Source organism: Acinetobacter sp. LipI_19, from assembly GCF_058242925.1.
The window spans coordinates 4,038,166-4,063,106 of the sequence record NZ_JBZAYK010000001.1; the positions used below are offsets into that span (position 1 = coordinate 4,038,166).

Consider the following 24,941-nt stretch of genomic DNA (forward strand, 5'->3'; position numbering starts at 1 on the left):
GTGAAACATCATTTTAACCTTAAAGTGTATAAGAAATTATATTGGAAGATGTAAATTTAGTTGAAGTGTGAAATTAAATAAGTGTCTACTTCATCAAGCCGAACTCTTAATATCATGTTTGATCATCCGTGATGATTTGCACATTGCCAATTTATAGCTTTTGAGATGATCTATGTGGAATCTTATAATTCATGTGATAAGAGTCACGTTTTATCATCATTACTCTTTGAATTTAAAATATTTTATTAAAGAAAATTAACTTTAAAAAGTAAAAATAAGCATTTGATTAGATTTTATAATGTGTAGAATAGAAATGAGGTAGGGAAATAATTCAAAATAATTCAATACCGATAATTAAAAGCTTTTCTAGGTGCCATTCGCGAATGTTAATAGCAAAAAAGCCCACTATATTGTTAAAAAGTTTGAGTGCTGTCAGTTTATTGGTTCTATTGCAGAACAATGGTTATACACAAGAAACAAGCTACTTAAAAAATATCAAAGAAGGTGTGACAGGTTTTATAAAACCTAAAGATGATCAGTCATTTAGAACCGTACAGCTCAAGGATTTGACCGATTTTAAATATCAACCCGATACACATATAGGCAATCAGAATCAACTGCCTATAGTAAAGCCATATACTGGACAAAAGGCATCACTCAATAATTTATATTTAGAACAAGCGCAAACAAGCAAGGCGTATTCAAGCCAAGCAAAAATCTTAAGTCTTGAAGATGCGATTCAGATTGCAGTAAAAAGAAACCCCAATATCGCTCAAACGATTTCAACATTGGCAGGACAAAATGCCAATATTGATGTGGCAAAAGCACAATATTACCCACAGTTAAAAGCGGGTATGAATACGGGTGATTTTACATCCAATGACAAAGGTCGCCAATTGTATTCAGTTGAAGCCAACCAATTGCTTTATGACTTTGGCAAAGTAAAATCCAGTGTCACCACGCAACAAAATAAATTGGCAGTTGAGCAAGCCAATGTATTAATCAGTATTGATGATATATCGACACAAACAGCGCGAGATATTTTATCCTTACTGCGCTATCGCAATATTATCAAAATAGCGCAAGATCAATTAAATGGGGTCAGTCGTTTACATGAGATTGCCCGTTTAAGAGCAGACGCAGGAATCAGCAGTAATGCCGATCCTGTACAAGCACAAAGCTATGTTGAGTACGCTCGTTCTTACTTAATTACTCAGCAAAATTTTTTAAAACAACAAGAACAAAAATTACGCACATTATTGGGTTTTGATGTGAGTCAAATGGATTTTAATATTCCTGATGAATTTGTAAAACAATCAGGTCTTTATGACGACCCTGAAATGAATACCATTCCTACGATGATTGCAGCAAAAGCAGAGATTGATGTTGCGCAGAGCCAAAAGAAACAAACCCAATTGAGTGCTTATCCCACAATTTCATTAGTAGGATCAGTCAGCAAAGCACTGAATGGTCAAAATCCAAATACTGGTTTAGAAAATGATACTGATGGTTCTGTCGGCGTGCAGATGTCCAGTAATTTTTATCAAGGTGGTGCACTGGGATCTCAAGTTAAGGCTGCAAATTTTGCTGAACAAGCGGCACGTGCAAAGTTGAATGCAACTTACCTAGATATTATGGATCAAACACAAATTGCGCGAGAAAGCATTGAAAACACAGATAAGCAGATCTGGGTTTTATTGGATCGGGAACGTTCAACAGCAAAAACTCGTGAGCTATATGAAGAACAATATAAATTAGGTAAGCGTTCAATCTTAGATTTATTAAGTTCAGAGCAATCTTATCAAAGTTCAAGAATAGAAAGGGAAGCGGCACGCTTTGATATCTATGACACGATCGCTTTGTATATCAAGGTAACCGGTAAAAGTAGAAATGCTTATCATTTAAATAACATTCAAATTCAGGGGTTTGAAGTTCAACCATGAATACAAAAACATTAAATTATCAACCCTGGTTACAAGCGATCATTACGGTTGCTCAGCATTATCGGATGCAACCTGCTGAAGAACAAATTCGACTGCAACTGGATTGGAATAAATACACAAATATTGATGACATGTTGTCCATTATTACCCGTCAAGTGGGTTTGAATGTTCGCAAAGCAGACTTCACCACGGATGTACTAAATCCATGGAGGTTGCCGGTTGTTGTAGAGTTTAACAATGGTCAAGTTGCGGTTATCGAGAAAGTCGACAATGAGGGTAATGCAAGCTTACAGTTAAGTGGTGATCAAGGCCTTTCACAAACTTTTAACTTGCATGAACTTCAAGCCAATGCCAGTCGTGTTTATATTTTTCGACCAGAAACATCGATTCCCGATGCACGTGTTGATGAATATATCAAACCTTATGAAAAAAGCTGGTTCTGGGACATCGTTTTAAAAGATTGGAAACGTTATACAGACATCATGGTTGCTTCGATGATTGCCAATATTTTGGCATTGGCAACCATTATTTTCTCTATGCAAGTCTATGACCGAGTTGTGCCATCTCAATCTATCCCAACCTTGTGGGTGCTTGCAGGTGGGGTGTTGATTGCAGCCGTTTTTGAGTTTGTGTTACGCATTGCACGGGTTTATTTGTCAGACATTATTGGTAAACGCGCAGATCTCAAGATTTCAGACCGCGTCTTTGGTCATGCACTACGTATTCGAAATAAAGATCGTGCCCGCTCAACGGGTTCGTTCATATCACAGATTCGTGAACTCGAAGGTGTTCGTGAGTTGGTGACCTCAACAACAATCAGTGCAATTGCAGATTTACCATTTTTCTTCCTATTTTTAGCGATTTTCTGGATTATTGGCGGCAACATCTTTTGGGTGATGTTACTGGTTGTACCACTGATGATTATTCCTGGGTTCTTGGTGCAGAAAAAGTTAGCTCATTTAGCCACTGAAGGGATGCGTGAATCTGCAATTCGCAACGCAATTTTGGTCGAGGCGGTTCAAGGTATTGAGGACATCAAGTTATTACGTGCTGAAGCCAGATTTCAAAATCAATGGAATCACATGAATGAAGTGTCTGCAGATGTCAGTATGCGTCAACGTAAAATCGTGGGTTGGTTAAATGCTTGGACACAAAAAATTCAAGGACTGACCTATGCGATTGTGGTTTTAGTGGGGTGTTTTGCGGTGATGAAAGGGGATATGACCACTGGGGCATTGGTGGCGTGTTCGATTTTATCTTCACGTATGCTTGCGCCAATTTCACAAATCACAGGTGTATTAGGTCGTTGGCAACAAGCCAAAGTGGCTAAAAATGGTTTAGATGAGCTGATGCAAAAGCCAGTAGACCGTCCTGATCGAGCACAATTGATTCAGCGTAAAGTCCTCTCAGGTGATTATGATTTTAAAGGTGTGATATTTAAATATACTGAAGATGATCCACGCCCAACTTTAGTCATTCCACAGTTAAAAATTCAGGCAGGTGAAAAAGTTGCAATTCTTGGACGTAATGGGGCAGGGAAATCTAGCTTATTACAGTTACTTTCAGGAATGCAATTGCCAGTACAGGGCAAGATCAGTTTGGATGGTGTCGATCAATCTTTACTTGATCCCGATGATATTCGCCGTGATATGGCATTACTAAATCAAAACGCGCATTTGTTCTTTGGTACCATTCGTGAAAATTTAACTCTGGGTGCACCATTAGCAAGCAATGATGAAATTATCCAAGCCTTAAAAATCACCAATGCTTTAGAAATCGTGGAACAAAAAAAGGAAGGCCTAGATCATCTTATTCTTGAGGGTGGTGTGGGGTTCTCTGGAGGACAGAAACAAGCACTGTTACTCACACGATTATTGCTCCGAAATCCAAATATTGTGTTATTGGATGAACCGACTGCTTCGATTGATGATGTTTCTGAAAAAGTGTTGATCCAGCATTTAAAAGAATGGTTAGGTCATCGGACTTTAGTGGTTGCGACGCATCGTCCTGCGGTTTTGCAACTTGTTGATCGTATTATCGTTGTACATGAAGGTAAGATTATCAAAGATGGGCCACGTGATGCCATTTTGAATCCTGCCCAGCAGGCAAATGCAGGAGGGACTTCAACATGAGCCAAGAAAAAAATGACCAAAATATCACAGCTCAAGATGCTGAACCTGCTCAAGTTGATCATGTCTCCAATGTGTTACAACGGCCAACTAATCCCTCTGCATTAAAATTTTCAGAACCGCCTTTACCGAAATCCACATTTATTATTTGGATCGTTGCAATTGGCTTGTTGGCTTTCTTAATTTGGGCTTGTGCATTTAAATTGGAAGAAGTTTCTACAGGAACGGGTAAGGTTGTTCCGTCATCAAAAGAACAGACGATTCAATCTTTAGATGGTGGTGTGTTGACCAGCTTAGATGTCAAAGAGGGAGACATTATTCAAAAGGGGCAGACGCTTGCGCAAATTGATCCTACTCGATTTGAGTCACAAGTGGGTGAAAGCCAAATGAAATTACTTGCCACACTGGCCACTGCATCACGTTTAGAAGCTGAAGTAAATGGGACAGCGATCAAGTTTCCAAAACAGGTTTTGGCCGTTCCTGCGTTAGTGAGAGAAGAAAGTGCACTGTATAGTTCGCGTCGTGCAAATTTAGACGAATCAATTACTGGTTTAAAACATGCATTATCTTTGGTTCAAAATGAATTGCAAATGACACAACCTTTGGTGGCAAAAGGCGCTGCTTCTGAAGTTGAAGTGCTACGCTTAAAACGAGATATCAATAATTTTGAAAATCAAATCAATGATAAGCGTAATGACTACTATGTAAAGTCACGTGAAGAATTGGCAAAAGCCAACGCTGATATTCAGTCATTACAGCAAGTTGTTGCTGGTCGTAATGATTCAGTGACACGCTCTACTTTTAAAGCACCAGTACGTGGTGTGGTTAAAGAAATTGCGGTGACAACCATTGGTGGGGTTATTCCACAAAATGGCAAATTGATGACTATTGTACCGATTGATGAGCAGTTATTAATTGAAGCTCGGATTTCGCCACGAGATATTGCGTTTATTCACCCTGGTCAACCTGCATTGGTAAAAATCACAGCATATGATTATTCAATTTATGGTGGCTTGGAAGGGAAAGTGACAGTGATTTCTCCTGATACCATCCGTGATGAAGTTAAACAAGATCAGTTTTCTATCGAGTCTATATTCGTACAGATAAAGATAAGTTGACCAATAAAGCGGGTAAATCCTTTTCAATAACACCAGGTATGGTGGCAACGGTAGATATTCGTACTGGTCAAAAAACAATTATTGAATATTTATTGAAACCATTTAATAAAGCCAAAGAGGCTTTAAGAGAAAGATAATTGCATCATGTGGTGATTATTTTAAAAAACCAATCTTCGGATTGGTTTTTTTGTGCTTTTACCGTTTTGTGATCAACACACTGATTGAATGAATCAGCATAAAGTGTGTAAGTGTATTTTGATGATTTATAAATTAATAATGCAAAAAAAGCCCCAATCTTTCGATCAGGGCTTTTTAAATTTGGAGCGGGAAAGGAGACTCGAACTCCCGACCCCAACCTTGGCAAGGTTATGCTCTACCAACTGAGCTATTCCCGCGGAGTCTGTCCAATTTTTTAAATAAAAAACTGAATAAAAAAATTTTGGAGCGGGAAAGGAGACTCGAACTCCCGACCCCAACCTTGGCAAGGTTATGCTCTACCAACTGAGCTATTCCCGCGGAGTCTGTCCAATTTTTTAAATAAAAAACTGAATAAAAAAATTTGAGCGGGAAAGGAGACTCGAACTCCCGACCCCAACCTTGGCAAGGTTATGCTCTACCAACTGAGCTATTCCCGCATGCGGTGTATAATACATCAACAGATGGTAGGGTCAAGATTTTTCTGCAAAGGAAAACACTAATTGCATAAAATAAAGACATTTTTATGAAAAAAAATCAAAATTTAATTTAAAAAAATCAAATCGAACAGCAAAAGCTTTGTTGAACACTCAGCGATGCTCAAAGAATCCGCTATACTATGTCATTCATCCATTGATCGATCTCTAAGGAATCAGCATGAGTTTAGAACAACAATTGATTGAAAGTTTAAATCAACTTGAGCCATCACATTTAGAAGTGATCAATGAGTCTGCTGGTCATGGTGGGTATTTTCCTGGAAAAGAGTCGCATTTTAAGGTGATCATTGTCAGTGAACAATTTGCAGGGTTACGTTTGGTACAACGCCACCAAAAAGTGTACGCAGAAGCCAAAGACTTACTCAGTCCTGGAAAAATTCATGCCTTAGCGATCCATGCTTATCTTCCAAGTGAGTGGCAAGGTCAAGCACCAGCAAGCCCAGAATGCGCTCACGCACCTAAAGTATAAAGTGCAGAGTAATTTAAAATGGATATACATTTGCTGATCAAAATCATTCACATGACCAGTGTTGCATTATTGATACTGGTTTTTGTTTTACGCGCTTCAACATTATTTATTAGAACACACAACCAGCAGCCGAATCCTAAAGGGCGGGTGGCTTTTGTTGCCTTGCAACATCTTTCCCTCACGGTGGTTATATTTACAGGTCTAACTTTATTGATCATGAATGAGTTTAAAGTGCAGCCTTGGTTCTATGCGAAAATTATTTTGTTTATGGTTTTCCTTTCCTCACAAATAAAAGCCTATAAAAAGGATGACACTATTCTTTTGGCACAACGTCGAGCGGGTTTAGTGATTGGCGGAATTGCTTTACTTGCAACTTTAGTTTTGGTGGTGCTTAAACCAGTTTTTAGCTGATTGTTAGACATGAATTTCACACTTGGAGAGTGTCTAGGTTAAACTAGATACAAGTTTAAAAATAATGATAGCTTGGGGAACTTGTATGCTAACTCGTGTGGTATTTAACCAAAAAGGCGGTGTGGGAAAATCAAGTATTACAGTGAATCTTGCTGCGATTAGTGCATATCAGGGTTTTAAAACTCTGGTAATTGATTTAGATCCTCAAGCAAATTCAAGCCAATATCTTTTGGGTGATGACGCCACCTATTCGGCTGAAAAAACCGCATTAGAACCCAATATTGAAAATTTTTTTAATGATGTGCTGGGGAATCATCAACAAAAAGGATTGATTGGAAATGCCATTGGTAGCCTTTTAAAAACAAAAAATAAAGGTTTTGAGCAATATATTCATCGTTCACCTTTTAAAGATTTGGATGTATTACCTGCCAGCCCGAGCTTAGGCGAGTTAGAGCATGCGTTAGAATCAAAGCATAAAATTTATAAGTTACGTGATGCGATTCAGACCTTAACCAGTCAATATGAGCGTATTTATATTGATACACCACCAGCATTTAACTTTTTTACCTTATCGGCACTGATCTCAGCAGATCGTGTTCTGATTCCGTTTGATTGTGATGTATTCTCAAAACGTGCATTACAGACGCTTATTCAAAATGTCATAGAAACTCAAGATGATCATAATGATCGACTTGAAATCGAAGGCATTGTGGTCAATCAATATCAAGCTCAGGCAAAATTACCGCGTGAAGTGGTACAACAGCTTAAAGATGAAGGTTTACCTGTTTTAGAAAATATGTTGCCACCTTCTGTATTAATGAAAGAATCGCATCATAAAAATCTGCCATTAATTCATTTGGCTACAGATCATAAATTGACTCAAGCCTATCAATCATTGTTCAATGAGATTGATAAAAAATAATTTCGAGATCGTGATGAAATCATTGAAAATGACTTCTGTTAAATTATCAGTCGTTGCTTTAACGACAATGGTCGTATCTGCTTGTACGACGACGGTTAAACCTACATATGTATCGCCTACGCAATATCAGGCAATGAACTGTATGCAATTGAATACAGAATTTAACCGTATCCAACAATACATTAATAATGGTGTACAACCTGCGAAACGTACAGGCGTGGGTGTTGGATTAGGCGTCGGTGGTGGTTGGGGCAGCGGTGGCTGGGGTTGGGGCATTGGTCCAAGTATTTCTGTAAATTTAGGGCAATCTTCAAATACCAAAAATACTGAGCTTTCCCGATTGTATGGTGAACAAGATGCCCTTTCACAGGCAGCTCAATTTAAAAATTGTCCTTATGTCCCTAAGCGTCAGTATGTCAAAAAATAACTGTTTTGATGTTATATAAAAAGCCGATTTTAGAAATCGGCTTTTTTATCACTTTTAACATAGTGTTTATTAATTGTTGGGCATTTTATTTTTATTAAAAAATTTATGACGTATATAGCCAATAATACCAGGCAAGACACTCAAAATAATGATACCGAAAACCAAATGGGTAAAATTATCTTTCACAATCGGCATATTACCGAATAAATAACCCAAAGTAATAAACGAGCCAACCCAGCAAATTGCACCGACTGCATTATAAGTTAGGAAATACTTATAATTCATGCTTCCTGCACCCGCGACAAAGGGTGCAAAAGTACGGGCAAAAGGGATAAAGCGGGCAAAAATAATGGTTTTTCCACCATGTTTTTCAAAAAATTGTGATGTTTTCAACAAGTGTTGTTTGTTGATAAATTTAGAATCAATTTCAAAAACACGAGGTCCAACATATTTCCCAATATGATAATTGAGGGTATCACCAAGAACTGCCGCAATAAATAGCAGAAGAATTAAAACCATAGGATCCATTGCACCCGTGGAGGCTGCTAAAGCACCCGCGGCAAAAAGTAAGCTATCCCCGGGCAGGAAAGGCATCACCACTAGACCTGTTTCAACAAAAATAATCAGGAATAAAATTCCATACACCCAGATACCATAATTTCTAATAAATTCAAATAGGTGTTCATCTACGTGCAAAATAAAGTCAATCAGATCCATAAGGAAGAAACTATGCGAATTGGTGCACAAATCCTAGCAGTGTGAGTTATGAAAGTCAGTATTAAAAAGTAATTTTTTAAAACTTATTATTGTTCTTAATTTGCAACGATGAGTTTAGTTTTTAAGTATTTAACTTGAAATGTTTAGTGATTAATATGTATACATCTTCAGAACGAAATACAAATTAGGTCACAGCATGTTTAATCCAAATATCGTTGTTAAAAATATTGTGAATCAACCCACCGCGAATGCGATCATTGCATTGATTGCGCGTATTCTTATGGCATATATTTTTATTGTTGCAGGCTGGGGCAAAATCACGGCTTACAGCGCAACTGTCGGTTATATGGAATCAATGGGTGTACCAGGTGCCATGTTACCTTTGACCATTCTGGTTGAGTTGGGTGGTGGTTTGGCATTGCTATTTGGTTTTCAGGCACGCTTTGCAGCATTTGGTTTAGGTATATTTAGTTTGATTACCGCGTTGATATTTCATGGTGGTGAAGCAGATGCAATTAATTTTATGAAAAACTTTGCAATGGCAGGCGGTTTGTTTTTCTTGATGTTGCATGGTGCTGGGAAATTGAGTCTTGATCATGTAATAGAAAAATAATTTAAACATAAATAAAGTTTTGAAAAGCCAGATCTGTATCTGGCTTTTGTGTGTGTTCATTTAGCACTATTCAAATGGATCAATTGGTTTATGCTATCTAAAAATATTCAATTCAGTTTTAACAATGAAAAAAGAAATTCTAGACAGAATAAAAGCACTGGGCGGTGATGTTGATCAAGTCAAAGGTGTGTCATGGGTTGATGACCTGTGCGCTATCACCTTTAATACCGTTTTATATGAACGGCCTCAGGATACACCTTGGGCGGCAGCCGATGATCAAGAACCAATTTATGGTTTGGGTGACTATATTGATCAACATCAAGCCGAGCTAGATCTAAATCCAGATGGATTTTTTAATCAACTGATTCAAGAGTATTATCAGTTAACAGAAGAAGTGCGCGGACAAACCTTTTGGCAAGCTGTGCACTTTACTCCATATCAAGCTGGTACAGCTGATTTTGATGAATGGAACCGTGATTTTTTAGAGGATGATATTGATCTCAAAGCAGTGATTCAGCTGACCCAAAATCCAAAACCTGATTTTCTACAGTTGTTTTATCGTTATAGCTTACCTGATCGATACTATATCTGCTTGTCTGATCCAGACCCTGAAAATCCAACATTATTTGGCACAGATCATGAGGTGTTTTTTACAGAAGTGACCGACGAAGGCTCCTTAGAAGATTTTTTAAATCGCTGTATGACCCCCAGTGAACTGATTAGCATCATTAAAGCCAAAATGAACCTATAAGCTGATTATTTAAAATGATTTTTTAGAAAGCTAAGGAACTTGATTGAATGGAGTGCGTACGGCTTATAAAAATGATAGAATATGGCGCTTATATTCGTTTGCCTGCATAGTTGTTGACTCATGACTACCAATACTCAAATTACTGAAGATCGTATCCTTATCTTGGATTTCGGTTCTCAATATAGCCAGCTTATTGCACGCCGTGTACGTGAAGCTGGTGTATATTCTGAAATGTATGCTTTTGATATGTCTGAAGAAGACATTCGCGCGTTTAATCCGAACGGTATCATCTTGTCTGGTGGTCCTGAAAGTGTGCATGAGGAAGGTAGTCCACGTGCGCCAGAAGTTGTGTTCAACTTGGGTGTACCTGTATTGGGGATCTGCTATGGTCTGCAAACCATGTCAGAACAACTTGGCGGTAAAGTAGAGCCAGGTACTGTACATGAATTTGGTTATGCAGCAGTTGACGTTTTAGTACGTGATCAATTGCTTGGTGATTTAAATGATGGTGATGACAAACTCAATGTTTGGATGAGCCACGGTGACAAAGTTTCTGCGATTCCAGCAGGCTTTAAAGTGACTGCAAGCACACCAAGCTGCCCATTTGCTGCAGTGAGTGATGAAACGCGTCGTTTCTACGGGGTGCAATTCCACCCAGAAGTAACACATACTGCCAAAGGCGCAGAATTACTGTCTAACTTCGTTCACAGCATTTGTGGTTGCCGTAATCTTTGGAATTCTGAAAACATTATTGATTTACGTGTTGAACAATTACGTGAACAAATTGGTGATCAAAAAGTTCTTTTAGGTCTTTCAGGTGGTGTTGACTCATCTGTGGTTGCAGCATTGTTGCATAAAGCAATCGGTGATCAACTGACCTGTGTATTCGTAGACAATGGCTTACTTCGTTTAAATGAAGGCGAGCAAGTGATGGACATGTTTGCGAAAAACATGGGGATCCGTGTGATTCGTGCGGATGCAGAAGAGCGTTTCTTATCTGCACTTGCTGGTGAAGTTGATCCTGAGAAAAAACGTAAAATTATTGGTCGTGAATTCATCGAAGTTTTTGCTGAAGAAGCGCGTAAGCTTGATGGCGTAAACTTCCTTGCGCAAGGTACGATTTACCCTGACGTGATTGAATCTGCGGCAACTAAAAATGGTAAAGCGCATGTGATTAAGTCACATCATAATGTGGGTGGTTTACCTGAAGATTTAGCTTTTGAATTGGTTGAGCCAATTCGTGATCTATTTAAAGATGAAGTACGTCGTTTAGGTACAACTTTAGGTTTACCACATGAAATGCTTTATCGTCATCCATTCCCTGGTCCAGGTTTGGGTGTGCGTATCTTGGGTGAAGTGAAAAAAGAATATGCTGATATTCTTCGACTTGCTGATGATATCTTTATGCAAGAGCTTCGTGCAAGTGGTTGGTATGACAAAACTGCTCAAGCATTTGCAGTATTCCAACCTGTGAAATCGGTAGGTGTTGTAGGTGATGGCCGTCGTTATGCATGGGTCATTGCACTTCGTGCCGTGGAAACTGTTGACTTTATGACAGCTCGTTTTGCGCATCTTCCATATGAGTTGGTTGATAAAATCTCGACACGTATCATGAATGAAATTAAAGATGTTTCTCGTGTGGTGTATGACGTTTCTTCTAAACCACCAGCAACAATTGAATGGGAGTAATTCAGGGATTTCAAGAAGCGAAGCTTCTTGCCTGAATTACGCCAAGAGCTATGCTCGCGGCAGCAGGGTTTCAAAATGCAACGCATTTTGCTGATTTTACGCCAAGAGCTATGCTCGCGGCAGCAGGATTTCAAGAAGCGAAGCTTCTTGCCTGAATTACGCCAAGGGCTTTATTCTTGGTAGAATTTGATAAATTACTTTTAAAAAGAGCACTTAGGTGCTCTTTTTTTTATATAATTGAAAAAATGAAAGACCTATTAGAGTAATTATGTATACCCACTATGATTTGATGTTGCCACTACTTAAAATTATGCAGTCAAATGATGTGACTTATAGTTTAAAAGAGGCGTATGAAGCCCTGATTCTTGAATTAAATTGTTCTGACGAAGAAATAAATGAAACGATGGAAGATGGTCGAAATGTTATTTTTTATCGGTTACAGTGGGCGAAAACCTATTTAAAAAAAGCTGAGTTTATTGAATATCCTCAAAAAGCACATTTTAAGTTATCTGATCTTGGTAGAAATATAAATCTCAAAAATCTCAAAAAGCTGGATCGAAAGTATCTCTCTCAATTTGATTCATTTAATGAGTTTAGAAAAATAAATCCCAAAGTTGAAAAAGAGCAAAAGAAAGAGGATATTCTGGAAATAAATTTAAGCTCAGATGAGCTGACTCCGCCAGAAATAATCACTCAACAATCTAATTTATTAAAAAATGATTTAAAGATAGATCTACTTAATTTAATTAAAAGTAACTCACCTCAATTTTTTGAAATATTAGTTGTCGATTTATTGGTTGCTATGGGCTATGGCGGCTCGCATCAAGATGCGGCCCAAGCTATTGGTAAAACAAGTGATGGTGGGATTGATGGAATTATTAGTGAAGACCGTTTAGGTCTAGATAAAATTTATATTCAAGCAAAGCGTTGGGAAAATACTGTTGGAAGACCGGATATTCAACAATTTAAAGGCGCTTTAGCAGATCAAGTTGCTAAAAAAGGGGTATTCATTACAACCTCAAATTTTAGTAAAGAGGCTGTTGAATCTGCAAAAAAATCGGGAATTGTTTTAATTGATGGAGATAAATTGACTTCTTTAATGATTGAATTTGGTTTAGGAGTTCAGGTTGAAAGAAGCTTTAATATTTATAAGATAGATCAAGATCGGTTTGATGAAGACAATTTTTAGAAGTGTTTAAAAGAATTTTAATATTCTGACATTTACTACAAATTTACTAAAACGTATTGAATTAATGATTTATACACATATAAAAAAGCCAGTCAATTGACTGGCTTTTGTTGCTCCAAAAGAGCGATTGCTAAATAGATTTAAACTTAGAAACGGTATCCAGCACGAACGCCGTAAGTGTTGTAGTCATCACCAAAACCTACACGACCTTCTAAGCTAACATTTTGATTAAAGAATTTCTTCGCAGAAATACCCCATTCATCACGATCAGTTAAATCATTGTTGTAGTAGTCAGCACCTACACTTAAGGTCTTATCTAAATACAAGTCACCACGTACTTTGTACTCATCCAAGTCACCGAATGCACCAAAAGCTTCAAAGTTAGCGTCATATTGACCTACTTTAGTTACATATTTAGCACGTACAGTTGGGTCTGCGCCGTCATCACCATCTTTAACATCATAACCTGTCACACCAAGTGCAAGTAATAAACCAGGAGCTGGTAAATAACCCACTTCAGCGCCATAAGTTGTTACTTTATTGTCGATGTTGGTGTTATCAACTTCAAGTTCATCACGACCTACACGACCACTTACATAGAAGTCTGAGTTAGGTACGTAGTATTCAAGACCTGCACCGTATTGGCTGTCTTTTACACCATCATTTTTAGCATAATTTACATTGGCTTTTACATTACTTGCACGATCTAAGAATGCAGCCTCATTAAGCGGTGAATTACGAGTTTGTACTGGTTTAAAATAATAAGTACCATCTACACCAAAGCTATGAGTTGCATCAAAATTATCTGGATCATTATATGTATATGAACCACCAACTTCGGCTTGGTAAGCATGTGCAGTGCCAGTTAAAGCGGCTACGGAAAAGATTGCAGATGCGATTGCTAATTTTTTCATGGAATTCGCCCCTATGAAGAATTGATTGATTTATACATGTTTGGTTACAATTTCGAGTCTAGGGCAAATATGAAAATCGTCAACCACGCTATAGTAACTGAAATGTAATATTGGTGAGTTTGTGTAACAAAATTTATTTAAGATATTGAAAATAAATGTATAAAACTTATGTTTTGTTTTATTAAAATTGTGTAGATAGTGTGGATATTGGTACGCTTTGAGTAAGGTTTGGACATAATTAGTAATAAAAAAGTATTCGGAAATTAAAATACTTTTAAGTAAATGATCAATTGTAGAATTTATCAACACAAGCTTTGACTACGATATGACGATTTTTCTGATTGCAAAAAAATCAATGCATTTCACTTCTCTTGTTATAGCGTTATTGAGCTATAGATGGATCTATAAAATCCCATATCTCAACTTTTTCCACTCTGTGGTAGAATGCCTGCGAATTAAAAGACGTCAAATGTGAGATTAAAACTCGTGGAAATTAATCCTTATCTAGTTCAGCTAAAAGACTTAAATGACCGTGGTCTAACACTACGGGGGTATCTTTGACTACGATCTAAAGAAAGAGCGTTTAGAAGAGGTTCTCCGCGAGTTAGAAGATCCAGCGATCTGGAATGATCAAAGCCGTGCACAGGCGATGGCAAAAGAAAAAGGCGAGCTTGAAAACGTGATCAACGTTTTAGAAGGCTTGGCGACACAGCTTGATGATGCACAAGCGATGCTTGATCTTGCTGTTGAAGTAGATGATGAAAGCTTATTGGCAGATGTTCAGTCGGAATTGACTGCAGCGGAAGAAGAGTTAGCAAAACTTGAATTCCGTCGTATGTTTAGTAATCCAATGGACCCAAATCCATGTTATGTGGAAATTCAAGCGGGTTCCGGCGGTACAGAAGCACAAGATTGGGCTTCAATGCTGTTACGTATGTATATGCGTTGGATCGAACGTCATGGCTTTAAAGCAGAATTAATGGAAGAATCAGATGGTGATGTTGCAGGGATTAAATCTGCAACAATCCGTGTTGAAGGCGAGTATGCTTATGGTTGGTTACGTACCGAATCTGGCGTACATCGTTTAGTACGTAAGTCACCATTTGACTCAGGTAATCGCCGTCATACCTCATTCTCGGCAGTATTTGTATCGCCTGAAGTGGACGATAATATTGAGATTGATATTAATCCTGCTGACGTACGTACAGATACATATCGTGCATCTGGTGCAGGCGGTCAGCATATTAACAAAACTGACTCAGCAGTACGTTTGACTCACGCACCAACTGGGATTGTGGTGGCATGCCAGAATCAGCGTTCACAACATGCAAACCGTGATCATGCTTGGAAACAGTTACGTGCAAAATTGTACGAACTGGAAATGAGTAAACGTAATGAAGCTGCTCAAGCACTTGAAGATTCAAAGTCGGATATCGGCTGGGGCAGTCAGATTCGTTCATATGTACTGGATGACTCTCGTATTAAAGATTTGCGTACTGGTGTTGAGAACTCGAACACGGGTGCAGTATTGGATGGCGATCTAGATAAATTTATTGAAGCCAGCTTAAAACAAGGTCTTTAATTTAAATTTTTAACAAAAGCAAAGCTTTATTCATATTTTTGTAATATATCTAAAAAAATCGATATTAAAATCGAAAAAATACGATATATTAGATGCAAAGATGCTGAATGGAGCTTTGCTCTGAATTGAATGTGTCTAAGATGGATATTGATTTAATTTCTAAAGCATTAGCGAATCCGACTCGCCGACAGATATTGGAATGGCTCAAGAAGCCACAACAATATTTGTCGGAAGAGCAGTGCGGTGGCTTTGGTCGTGGTGTCTGTGCAGGGAATATCGAGAAGCTCGGTAATGTCTCTCAATCTACGATGTCAAATCATTTGTCTGTTTTGCAACAGTCAGGATTAATTCAGGCCGAAAAGTATGGGCAATGGTCATATTTCTCGCGTAATGAAGCTCTAATTCAGCAATATATTGATTATCTACAAAACTCGCTTTAAGCCTGATTTCAATCAGAAAGCGAGTGATGAGGCAAATATGGCTGAACTTAACTCTCCCCTTGTACTTGGTGATTTACATTTAAAAAATCGTGTCGTGATGGCGCCTTTAACCCGTAGCCGTGCTACTGCTGATCGGGTACCCACAGCAATCATGGCTGAACACTATGCACAGCGTGCCAGTGCGGGTTTAATCATTTCTGAAGCAACAGTGATTTCTGAACAAGCCAATGGCTATTTAAATACACCAGGGCTATTTACCGATGCACAGGTTGAAGGTTGGAAGTCTGTAACCCAAGCAGTTCATGATCAAGGTGGCTTGATTGTGGCGCAGTTATGGCATGTGGGACGTGTCTCACATCCAGATCTACTCGATGGTGAAACGCCTGTATCTGCAAGTGCAATACAACAAGCAGGACAAGTCAGCTTACTACGTCCAAAACGTGAATATGTCGTGCCACGCCCTTTGGAAATCTCCGAAATTCATACCATCACTGAACAGTTTAAACAGGCTGCAATTAAAGCCAAAGCGGCTGGTTTTGATGGCGTTGAATTACATGCAGCCAATGGTTACCTGATTGATCAATTCTTACAAAGCTCAACCAATCATCGTGAAGATGAATATGGTGGTCCTATTGAAAACCGTGCACGTCTTTTACTTGAAGTGATGGATGCTTTAATTGAAGTATGGGGCGCAGGCCGTGTGGGCATACATTTAGCGCCTCGTGGTGATGAGCATGATATGGGTGATGCTGATCCACGTGAAACCTTTGGTTATGTCTTGGAACAATTGGGTAAGCGTAAAATTGCGTTCTTCTTTACACGTGAATATTTAGCTGATGACAGTATCAGTGAATATATGAAACAACGTTCAAATGGTGTGCCATATATTGCCAATATGCGTTTAAGCCGTGAGGATGCCATCAAACTCTTGGCATCAGGTCAAGCAGATGCTGTGTCTTTCGGCAAGGCTTATATTGCCAATCCTGATTTGTATGAACGTTTGATTCAAGATGCACCTTTAAATGAATTGGTGTTCGAAAATATGATTGGTTCACAAACTGCAGAAGGCTATATTGATTATCCTGCTTTAGTATAATATTGAGACTATATGCTCTGTTAGTATGCATGGAATACATTCCACATCGTATATTCAAAGGCTTAGTCTTTGAATATTTGACCACTACAGCGCTGATCCAGTGGATGGCGATATGGATATCGCCATTGGTTAAGGCGTACAACATAGTTCTTAACCAAAAACCGTTTTTCATCCCTGCAAAGCCAAATTTTGCCAGCGTTATTGCTGGTTGATAGATCAGATTTGCTCTAGCATAAGGTCTAGTACCATGCTGACAACAAATCGTTAAATATTATTCATTAACAACTGAATATGGCTCTGTTATATTTGCCGATTCATCTATATTGAGACATTCTGCTTGGCTACTCCTTTTTGGTATAACACAGCACTTAAAATCGTTAAGCCTTTATATCAATGGCGTATCAAAAAGCGTGCGAAAGATAGCACAGAATACCAACAAGAATGTGTTGAGAGATTTGGCCCCTTTCAAGATGTAAAGAATCAGCATGCCATTTGGTTTCATTGTGTTTCAGTCGGAGAAACCAATGCTGCTCAGCCTTTAATAGAACATTATTTAAAAGCAGGTCATAGTGTTTTAGTCACCAATACGACAAAAACAGGTCAAGCACGTGCCAAATCGTTATTCTTAAAAGCACCTTATCAAGCATTATTTCAAGCGGTATATTTGCCTGCCGATCAGCGCTATTTAGTTGCTGATTTTTATCAGAAATACCAACCCAAATTGCTGATTTTGGTTGAAACTGAACTATGGCCAAATCTTATTGACCAAGCTCAACAGTTTAAAGTGCCTTGTATTTTAGTGAATGCACGGCTTTCAGAAAAATCTGCCAAAGGCTATGCCAAAGTTCCAAGCCTAACCCGTCCAATGCTACAGAAATTAGATCAGTTATTGGCGCAAGATACTGCTACGCAACAACGATTTATAGATTTAGGTATGCCACAGGATAAAACACAAGTACTTGGAAGTATTAAATTTGATATTTCTGCACCTGAACAATTTATTCATAAAGCACAACAATTGCAGCAGGACTGGAATTTAGCAAATCGAAAAATCATCACCATCGCCAGTACACATGCACCTGAAGAAGAAAAATTATTTCTCGCATTTAAAACCTATTTAGAACAATATCCAGATTGGTTGTTGATTGTTGTTCCTCGCCATCCTGAACGTTTTGATGAGGTTTTTGCTGCTGCACAAAGTTTAAATTTAACCGCACAGCGTCGTAGCTTAGAGCAAGCGATCGAGTCGAATACCCAAGTTTATTTGGCAGACAGTATGGGCGAAATGTGGCTGTGGTATGCATTGAGCCAAGCTTGTTTTGTTGGTGGATCGTTAAATGAACCCGGTGGTGGGCATAATATTTTAGAGGCTATGGTTTTAGATGTACCCACCGTAATTGGACCACATTATTTTAATTTTCAAGCGATTGTGGATGAGTTCTTACAGGCAGATGCCTTAAAAGTAGGGAAAACAGTCGATGAGGTGGTTCAGTTATTGGTGCGTTGTTTGGAAGATCAAGCTTTTGCCCAGCAGTTAAGCCAACATGCGATTGATGTTTTAAAGCGTAATCAGGGTTCTTTATACAAACATATTGCAGTGATTGATCAATATTTATAATCTATACATTGCTGATGAATAAACACCATTAGCTAAAAGTAAAACGAACCAGAATTTTATGAATATCGTCCTTCTTGATCCTCATCAAACACAAGCTGAAACTTGGACAATCAGTTCAAAAAGGCAAGTTGAACATTTGCACACACATCTTGCTGCGAAAGTCGGAGATATGCTTAAAGTTGGCGTTCGGGGTGCCAGTCGTTATTTAACTGAAATTGTTGATATTTCAGAACATACGATTTTTCTTCGACCGATTCAAGAACAGCCTGTTCCAGCAAAATTGCCCGTAACTTTAATAGTGGCATTACCACGGCCCAAAGTTTTACGCCGTTTAATCATGGATGCGGTGACACTGGGGGTAGAAAAATTAATTTTAATTCATAGTTATCGGGTTGACAAAAGTTATTGGCAAAGTCCTTTTTTACAGCAAATTGATCATTACATCATCTTGGGATTAGAACAGGCAGGAGACACAATTGCTCCCGAAATTGAACTATATAAACGCTTTAAACCCTTTGTTGAAGATGTCTTACCTAGCTTCATTACGCCACAGAATCCTGCTTATATTGCGCATCCGTATACCGAACAAAAAATGCCATTTGCTATCGATCATTCATGTACTGTGATCATTGGGCCTGAAGGTGGTTTTATACCTTACGAGGTAGATTTACTGATAAAAAACGGCTGCCAAGCAGTGAACTTAGGCAACCGTATTTTGCGTACTGAAACCGCGATCCCTTATGTATTGGGGCGTTTATTTAGCACGAGCTGATTCAATGTCATCCGCTGATGGATCACCGCGGTAAACTTTGACTTCCTGAACAGGATAGGGAATCGAAATATTATTATCCGCAAAGGCTTCAAGTACCCGTTCTTGAATTTCACTGATTGATGCTGCAGTAACCACTTGGGTGGTATCTACCCACCAACGAACGGTTAAATTGACAGAGAAATCCGCCAAAGCAGAAACATTCACAGTAAAGCCCGGCTGGCTTAAAATACGTTGGTCTTTATCAAGCAATTTAAGAATAATATCTTTGGCTTTCTGTACATCATCTTCATAACCAATCCCAACCACAAACTCACAACGACGGCGTTGGTAAGCGGTATTTACCGTCACGGCACTGGTATACACAGTTGCGTTTGGAATCACGATACGTCGTCCATCAGGGGAACGTAAAAAAGTTGCACGAATTTGAATATCTTCAACAGTACCTTCCATATTGTTGACAATGATGTCATCACCAATCTTGAACGGTTCGCCCAAAAGAATCAAAATTCCAGAAAGTAGATTTTGGAAAATATCTTTAAATGCAAAACCAATCGCGACCGAACCAATCCCCAAAGCACTCATCAGTTGAGCAGGAGTAAAGCCTGGAATTGCAATGACCATGGCAATTAAGAAACCAAAAAAGATAATTGCGGTACTGCCGACACGATTCAGTACCAGAACTAAATTTTGGCGAGTATAAGTACGGTTTTCGAGTGTTCTACGGACAAAGAATTTAAAAAGCTTAGACAGCAACCAGAAAATAGTGATGACGATCAGCGCAATACATAAATATGGCATACGCTCCCAAAAACCATCAACAAACTTATCGATGGTTGAGTATGCGTCTTTATATTTTTCAGTATGTTGAATCACTGTTTGTGCAGTTTTTTCGCCTGCAGAATGGATCAATTGAGTCGTGTCTTGCGCAACGGTACTCAATGCATTTGCTTCTTCAGCCACAATCATGTCCAATAAAATAATTGGCATATTTTGCCTGAAATTTCAAAGAAGTTAAGCTTTGATTACAGTTTTTCTTATGACGGACTAATAAAAATAATATTTGTGAATCAATATTCAACCCATGTTAGTGGATCATCAAGGAATGATAATCCTTAAAAATATTTAGTTCCTTTTTCAATGATTGTTGTTGGATTTTCAATTTCTCCAGTCCCCATCATAAATGACACTACGCTTAGAGAGGTCAATAAGCTGATGATAAAGCCTATTATCATGAGCCAAGCCATTAATTTTTCAATAAAAGTCGATGGGCGTGGGTGGCCAAAACGGTTGGCACGATTACAACCACGCGCAAAGAGTAAATACAGTAGAGTCAAGAATTGCACAATTGGAATCAGCAATAACAGAATAAACCAACCAGATTTATTACGATCATGCAGCCTGCGAATAATTACAACTATCATTGCATAAAAATAAAGACAGCTGAGTAAGAGGTAAGTGAACTGTCCTAATCCTGAAATCGAATTTATTGCATGTTGACTGAATTGCAGTGAATTTAAATTCACAATGCCAAAGACTAGACCGAGGGCAAGCAATGCAACAGTAAAAATGAGATGCAAGAATCCAAACCAAGCAATATAACTTAAGCGGTTAAAACGACCTTGAGTTGAAAGAGGATAATCTACCGGTGATACTTGATGCTTTGAAAAAAATGTCGACGATTCTTGTATTTGCATGACGATCGTGTCCAGTTGAATGAGTTCGGTAAGGAAATGTTTTTTTCTGAAAAAAACCATATGCACTTCTGAATACAAATTATAAGATCAAAAAAACTCCATAGATATTGAAAATTCGAATATTTTGGCAAATGACTTAAGATTTTCCGATGGTTAAAGTGACCCCCGTGTCTACGACCAAAGCACAATTGTTAACCGAAATGCGCTATCGTAATACTGAAGACATGCAGCAAATAAAATCAAGAAAGTAGGCATACATCTCGTGATGAGGTGATACATCAAGGAAGCAGAATATGAATGAAATCTATCCAGTTCCAGAACAATTTGTAAAAACAGCAAGGACCAATGAACAAGAATACTTTGATCGTTATCAACAGTCAGTAGACCATCCAGATGAATTTTGGGCAGAAGCTGCAAAGAAGTTAGACTGGATTAAGCCTTTCACCCAAGTAAAAAATACCAGCTACGACAAAGATAATTTTAAAATTGAATGGTTTGCAGATGGGCAACTGAATGTCAGTGCCAACTGTTTAGATCGTCATTTAAAAGAACACCCACTGAAACCAGCAATTATTTGGGAGGGGGATCATCCATCTCGCCATAAAATCATTTCTTTTGAAGAGCTACATGATGAAGTGTGTCGTTTTGCCAATGTCTTAAAGAAAAATGGAATCGGGAAAGGTGATCGAGTCATTTTGTATATGCCGATGATCCCTGAAGCGGCGATCGCCATGTTGGCCTGTACTCGAATAGGGGCAGTGCATTGTGTGGTATTTGGTGGGTTCTCTCCAGACTCATTGGCAAGTCGAATAGATGACAGTCAAGCTAAATTGGTGATTACAGCCGACCAAGGTATGCGTGGTGGTAAAACGATTCCTTTAAAAGAGAATGTAGATGCAGCATTGGCGTTGGATGGAACCACTTCCGTTGAAAAAATGATTGTGGTGCATCGAACAGGTCATCCAATAACAATGCAGGAGGGGCGTGACCTGTGGTATCACATGGAAATTATGACGGTCACAGATATCTGTCCGCCAGAACCGATGGATGCCGAAGATCCTTTATTTATTTTATATACGTCTGGATCAACAGGAAAGCCTAAAGGGGTGTTACATACTACGGGTGGTTATTTAACTTATGTAAATTCAACTTTCCGTGAAGTTTTTGATATTAAACAAGATGATGTGTTCTGGTGTACCGCAGATGTGGGTTGGATTACGGGGCATTCTTATGTGCTTTATGGACCATTATCCAATGGTACAACCACCGTCATGTCCGAAGGTATCCCACAATATCCAACATGGGCACGTACAGGTCATATTGTAGATAAGCATAACATTACCATTCTCTATACTGCACCAACAGCGATCCGCGCCATGATGCGTGAGGGTGATGCTTTTGTGCGTGAAAGTGACCGTAGCAGTTTGCGTCTATTGGGTACCGTGGGTGAGCCGATTAATCCAGAAGCATGGAATTGGTACTATACCGTTGTGGGTGAAAGCCGTTGTCCAATTGTGGATACATGGTGGCAAACTGAAACAGGTGGTATTTTAATTTCCCCACTACCTGGTGCAACTCCACTTAAACCAGGTTCGGCAACTCGTCCGTTATTTGGTGTACAACCTGCATTGGTTGATGCTGAGGGTCAAGAACTCGAAGGTGAAGCAGAAGGCAATTTGATTATTAAGAATTCTTGGCCGGGGCAAATGCGGACCATTTGGGGTGATCCTGAGCGATTTATTGAAGCGTATTTCTCAACTTATCCGGGAAGTTATTTTACTGGTGACGGTGCGCGTCGTGATAAAGATGGTTATTACTGGATTACGGGTCGTGTAGATGATGTTCTGAATGTTTCAGGTCACCGGTTGGGCACTGCTGAAATTGAAAGTGCATTGGTTGCGCATGCAAAAGTTGCTGAATCAGCAGTTGTTGGTATGCCACATGAGATTAAAGGGCAAGGGATAACGGCCTATGTGACCTTGCAGGCGGGTGAAGCTGAAACTGAAGAATTACGTAAAGAATTGGTCAGTTGGGTACGTAAAGTGCTGGGACCTGTGGCAACACCTGATGCAATTTATTGGGCACCTGCTTTGCCAAAAACCCGTTCTGGAAAAATCATGCGACGCATTTTAAGAAAAATTGCTGCCAATGAGCTAGATAGTTTAGGTGATACTTCTACTTTGGCTGATCCAGGTGTGGTAGATCAGTTAATTACGGAGGTTAAGGCCAATTCTTAATGTTTGAAGTCTCTTGATTTTGCTAGCCAAAAGTTGAATACCGTTAGAGAAATTCTAGCGGTATTTTTTGTTATTGATTTTCAAACCACAGAATAAGTAATGCAGGCATTGAGATAAGGAAATCTTACTTGATTTGATAAGCTCAAGGCACTGGGAATAAGAGTAAATATGATGAATGCACCTCAACAGGCGTTAAACCTTTCTGCTTTAACAACGGCAAAGCAATTGGCAGAACAATTTGCGCAGACTGCTGCTGAGCGTGATAAAGCAGGTGGTAATCCGAAGCTGGAACGGGATTTGATTCGTCAAAGTGGTTTATTGGGACTGTCTATTCCACAACAATATGGCGGGCAAGGAGCAAACTGGAAAACAATTTTCCAGACCATTCAAAGTATTGCACAAGTCGATAGTTCCTTAGCACATGTATATGGCTTTCATCATTTACTAATCGCCACTGTGCAGTTATTTGCTCAGCCTGAACAATATTCGTCATGGTTTGAACACACCGCCCGCAATAACTTGTTTTGGGGTAATACTTTAAACCCTTTAGATCAGCGCACGAAGGTACAACAACTCACTGAGAACGACTTTATTTTTCATGGTGATAAAAGCTTTTGCTCAGGATCAATAGATTCAGACATACTGCTTTGTTCGGGCTTTAATGATGCTGGAAAATTACTGATAGCTGTGATCCCAACATGTCGAGAAGGGGTAAGTTTTTTAGGTGATTGGAATAATATGGGGCAGCGTCAAACAGACAGCGGTACCAGTCATTTTGAACAGGTCAAAATTCACAAAGATGAGTTACTGTTAAATCCAGGACCATTAAGTACACCTTACTCCAGTTTAAGACCTTTGATTGCACAATTGATTTTTGTGCATCTGTTTTTAGGCGTTGCTGAAGGTGCCTTTGACCTTGCGCGACAAACAATAAAAAGTCAGAAAGCATGGTCAACGTCTTTGGCTGAAAATGCGGTGAATGATCCGTTTAACCAGAAGCATTTTGCTGAGTTTTATGTACAGCTTGAAAGTGTACGTTTACTTGCCGATAAAGCCATTGCAGCATTGCAAACGGCTTGGAATATTGGTGAGCAATTAACAGCAGAACAACGTGGTGAAGTCTCAATTGCCATTGCGACTGCAAAAATTGCTGCAACCAATAGCTCACTGTTTATAACGCAGAATATTTTTCAAGTGATGGGTGCCAGAGCGACAACAGCCAAATTGAATTTAGATCGTTTTTGGCGAAATGTCCGTACTCAGACTTTGCATGATCCGATTGATTATAAGTATCAGGAAGTAGGGGAATGGGTATTGACTGGAAAAGTGCCCGATCCAAGTTTTTACGCTTGAACCTAAGCCGACCGATGACATTTTATAGAAGTTCATTCTTAGCGCTTTAGCGTTGGTATTGCCTTATCTTAGATTGAAAAATCTGTGTTGGATAAGGGGTAGGTTATACCCCTACCAACAGCGACAATTATGTTGCCATGCAATAGATACAGTATGAATGATTTA

At 38.9% G+C, this 24,941-nt stretch carries 22 protein-coding genes, 3 tRNA genes and 1 pseudogene; 19 read left to right on the top strand and 7 right to left on the bottom strand.

From position 1 onward, the window contains the following. Window positions 1–383: 383 nt before the first annotated feature. The 3 genes and pseudogenes from AC4CVF_RS19370 to AC4CVF_RS19380 all read left to right on the top strand — a co-directional run bounded on the left by AC4CVF_RS19370 (window position 384) and on the right by AC4CVF_RS19380 (window position 5,327). Window positions 384–1,943: a TolC family protein gene (locus AC4CVF_RS19370; RefSeq protein ID WP_333667306.1), complete on the top strand. Its 1,560-nt coding sequence runs from the start codon at window positions 384–386 to the stop codon at window positions 1,941–1,943. Beyond that, a complete protein-coding gene (locus AC4CVF_RS19375) occupies window positions 1,940–4,075 on the top strand; it encodes a type I secretion system permease/ATPase (protein ID WP_336953797.1) in 2,136 nt (711 codons plus the stop codon). Before AC4CVF_RS19370 ends, AC4CVF_RS19375 begins: the two co-directional genes overlap by 4 nt. Next, window positions 4,072–5,327, top strand: a pseudogene (locus tag AC4CVF_RS19380) (HlyD family type I secretion periplasmic adaptor subunit). The gene AC4CVF_RS19375 and the pseudogene AC4CVF_RS19380 overlap by 4 nt, the downstream one beginning before the upstream one ends. Before the next feature lie 182 nt (window positions 5,328–5,509). On the opposite strand, the gene AC4CVF_RS19385 reads toward AC4CVF_RS19380, so the two are convergent. From AC4CVF_RS19385 to AC4CVF_RS19395, 3 genes are all read right to left on the bottom strand, one after another. Continuing rightward, window positions 5,510–5,585 (bottom strand) — tRNA-Gly (locus tag AC4CVF_RS19385). A gap of 45 nt (window positions 5,586–5,630) precedes the next feature. Continuing rightward, window positions 5,631–5,706 (bottom strand) — tRNA-Gly (locus AC4CVF_RS19390). A gap of 46 nt (window positions 5,707–5,752) precedes the next feature. Then, window positions 5,753–5,825 (bottom strand) — tRNA-Gly (locus AC4CVF_RS19395). Between the two features lie 217 nt (window positions 5,826–6,042). Between AC4CVF_RS19395 and AC4CVF_RS19400 the strand changes: the two genes are divergently transcribed. The 4 genes from AC4CVF_RS19400 (at window position 6,043) to AC4CVF_RS19415 (ending at window position 8,111) form a co-directional block, all read left to right on the top strand. Beyond that, complete coding sequence (locus AC4CVF_RS19400; protein WP_336953796.1) at window positions 6,043–6,351, top strand: BolA family protein; 309 nt, start codon at window positions 6,043–6,045, stop codon at window positions 6,349–6,351. Window positions 6,352–6,369: 18 nt separating this feature from the next. Then, a complete protein-coding gene (locus tag AC4CVF_RS19405) occupies window positions 6,370–6,762 on the top strand; it encodes a SirB2 family protein (protein WP_333669467.1) in 393 nt (130 codons plus the stop codon). An 85-nt stretch (window positions 6,763–6,847) separates the two neighbouring features. Then, the gene (locus AC4CVF_RS19410) at window positions 6,848–7,684 is read left to right on the top strand and encodes a ParA family protein (protein ID WP_004723483.1); all 837 of its coding nucleotides are present in this window, start codon (window positions 6,848–6,850) and stop codon (window positions 7,682–7,684) included. Between the two features lie 13 nt (window positions 7,685–7,697). Beyond that, entirely contained in the window at window positions 7,698–8,111 is a 414-nt protein-coding gene (locus AC4CVF_RS19415; protein WP_490789853.1) for a hypothetical protein, read from the top strand. 69 nt (window positions 8,112–8,180) lie between these two features. Here AC4CVF_RS19415 and AC4CVF_RS19420 read toward each other — a convergent pair whose 3' ends face one another. Next, on the bottom strand, window positions 8,181–8,828 hold the full coding sequence (locus AC4CVF_RS19420) for a DedA family protein (protein ID WP_333670074.1): 648 nt from the start codon (window positions 8,826–8,828) through the stop codon (window positions 8,181–8,183). Window positions 8,829–9,024: 196 nt separating this feature from the next. Between AC4CVF_RS19420 and AC4CVF_RS19425 the strand changes: the two genes are divergently transcribed. The 4 genes from AC4CVF_RS19425 to AC4CVF_RS19440 all read left to right on the top strand — a co-directional run bounded on the left by AC4CVF_RS19425 (window position 9,025) and on the right by AC4CVF_RS19440 (window position 13,070). Beyond that, window positions 9,025–9,441 carry a DoxX family protein gene (locus AC4CVF_RS19425; RefSeq protein WP_490789854.1) on the top strand — a complete coding sequence of 139 codons (417 nt, stop codon included), beginning with the start codon at window positions 9,025–9,027 and terminating at the stop codon, window positions 9,439–9,441. Between the two features lie 124 nt (window positions 9,442–9,565). Next, a complete protein-coding gene (locus AC4CVF_RS19430) occupies window positions 9,566–10,192 on the top strand; it encodes a hypothetical protein (protein ID WP_490789855.1) in 627 nt (208 codons plus the stop codon). A 120-nt stretch (window positions 10,193–10,312) separates the two neighbouring features. After that, window positions 10,313–11,881, top strand: coding sequence for a glutamine-hydrolyzing GMP synthase (guaA, locus tag AC4CVF_RS19435; protein WP_004823655.1), 1,569 nt, complete (start codon window positions 10,313–10,315; stop codon window positions 11,879–11,881). Between the two features lie 268 nt (window positions 11,882–12,149). Further along, the gene (locus AC4CVF_RS19440) at window positions 12,150–13,070 is read left to right on the top strand and encodes a restriction endonuclease (protein ID WP_336953790.1); all 921 of its coding nucleotides are present in this window, start codon (window positions 12,150–12,152) and stop codon (window positions 13,068–13,070) included. A gap of 146 nt (window positions 13,071–13,216) precedes the next feature. Here the strand turns inward: AC4CVF_RS19440 and AC4CVF_RS19445 are convergent, their stop codons facing one another. Then, window positions 13,217–13,984: a putative porin gene (locus AC4CVF_RS19445; RefSeq protein WP_336953789.1), complete on the bottom strand. Its 768-nt coding sequence runs from the start codon at window positions 13,982–13,984 to the stop codon at window positions 13,217–13,219. Between the two features lie 486 nt (window positions 13,985–14,470). On the opposite strand from AC4CVF_RS19445, the gene prfB reads away from it, so the two are divergent. The 6 genes from prfB to AC4CVF_RS19475 all read left to right on the top strand — a co-directional run bounded on the left by prfB (window position 14,471) and on the right by AC4CVF_RS19475 (window position 19,492). Next, window positions 14,471–15,566 (top strand): peptide chain release factor 2 gene (gene prfB / locus AC4CVF_RS19450; RefSeq protein WP_490789938.1). Its coding sequence is split into 2 segments (ribosomal slippage): window positions 14,471–14,542 and window positions 14,544–15,566, totalling 1,095 coding nucleotides; the frame shifts between segments, so codons are not numbered across the junction. Window positions 15,567–15,706: 140 nt separating this feature from the next. Further along, the gene (locus AC4CVF_RS19455) at window positions 15,707–16,006 is read left to right on the top strand and encodes an ArsR/SmtB family transcription factor (RefSeq protein WP_034614967.1); all 300 of its coding nucleotides are present in this window, start codon (window positions 15,707–15,709) and stop codon (window positions 16,004–16,006) included. Between the two features lie 37 nt (window positions 16,007–16,043). Then, the gene (locus AC4CVF_RS19460; protein WP_490789856.1) at window positions 16,044–17,102 is read left to right on the top strand and encodes an alkene reductase; all 1,059 of its coding nucleotides are present in this window, start codon (window positions 16,044–16,046) and stop codon (window positions 17,100–17,102) included. Window positions 17,103–17,131: 29 nt separating this feature from the next. Next, on the top strand, window positions 17,132–17,314 hold the full coding sequence (locus AC4CVF_RS19465) for a hypothetical protein (RefSeq protein ID WP_490789857.1): 183 nt from the start codon (window positions 17,132–17,134) through the stop codon (window positions 17,312–17,314). A gap of 125 nt (window positions 17,315–17,439) precedes the next feature. Beyond that, window positions 17,440–18,720, top strand: a complete 1,281-nt coding sequence (locus AC4CVF_RS19470) for a 3-deoxy-D-manno-octulosonic acid transferase (RefSeq protein ID WP_490789858.1) — start codon at window positions 17,440–17,442, stop codon at window positions 18,718–18,720. 58 nt (window positions 18,721–18,778) lie between these two features. Then, a complete protein-coding gene (locus AC4CVF_RS19475; protein ID WP_490789859.1) occupies window positions 18,779–19,492 on the top strand; it encodes a 16S rRNA (uracil(1498)-N(3))-methyltransferase in 714 nt (237 codons plus the stop codon). On the opposite strand, the gene AC4CVF_RS19480 is transcribed toward AC4CVF_RS19475, so the two are convergent. Further along, on the bottom strand, window positions 19,475–20,458 hold the full coding sequence (locus tag AC4CVF_RS19480; RefSeq protein ID WP_373868811.1) for a mechanosensitive ion channel family protein: 984 nt from the start codon (window positions 20,456–20,458) through the stop codon (window positions 19,475–19,477). The two genes, AC4CVF_RS19475 and AC4CVF_RS19480, sit on opposite strands and share 18 nt — an antisense overlap. Before the next feature lie 146 nt (window positions 20,459–20,604). Further along, the gene (locus AC4CVF_RS19485) at window positions 20,605–21,186 is read right to left on the bottom strand and encodes a DUF805 domain-containing protein (RefSeq protein ID WP_336953784.1); all 582 of its coding nucleotides are present in this window, start codon (window positions 21,184–21,186) and stop codon (window positions 20,605–20,607) included. 293 nt (window positions 21,187–21,479) lie between these two features. On the opposite strand from AC4CVF_RS19485, the gene acs reads away from it, so the two are divergent. Together acs and AC4CVF_RS19495 are read left to right on the top strand one after the other, a co-directional pair. Beyond that, complete coding sequence (gene acs / locus AC4CVF_RS19490) at window positions 21,480–23,423, top strand: acetate--CoA ligase (protein WP_490789860.1); 1,944 nt, start codon at window positions 21,480–21,482, stop codon at window positions 23,421–23,423. 168 nt (window positions 23,424–23,591) lie between these two features. Next, window positions 23,592–24,776, top strand: a complete 1,185-nt coding sequence (locus AC4CVF_RS19495; protein WP_336953782.1) for an acyl-CoA dehydrogenase family protein — start codon at window positions 23,592–23,594, stop codon at window positions 24,774–24,776. Window positions 24,777–24,941: the final 165 nt, after the last annotated feature.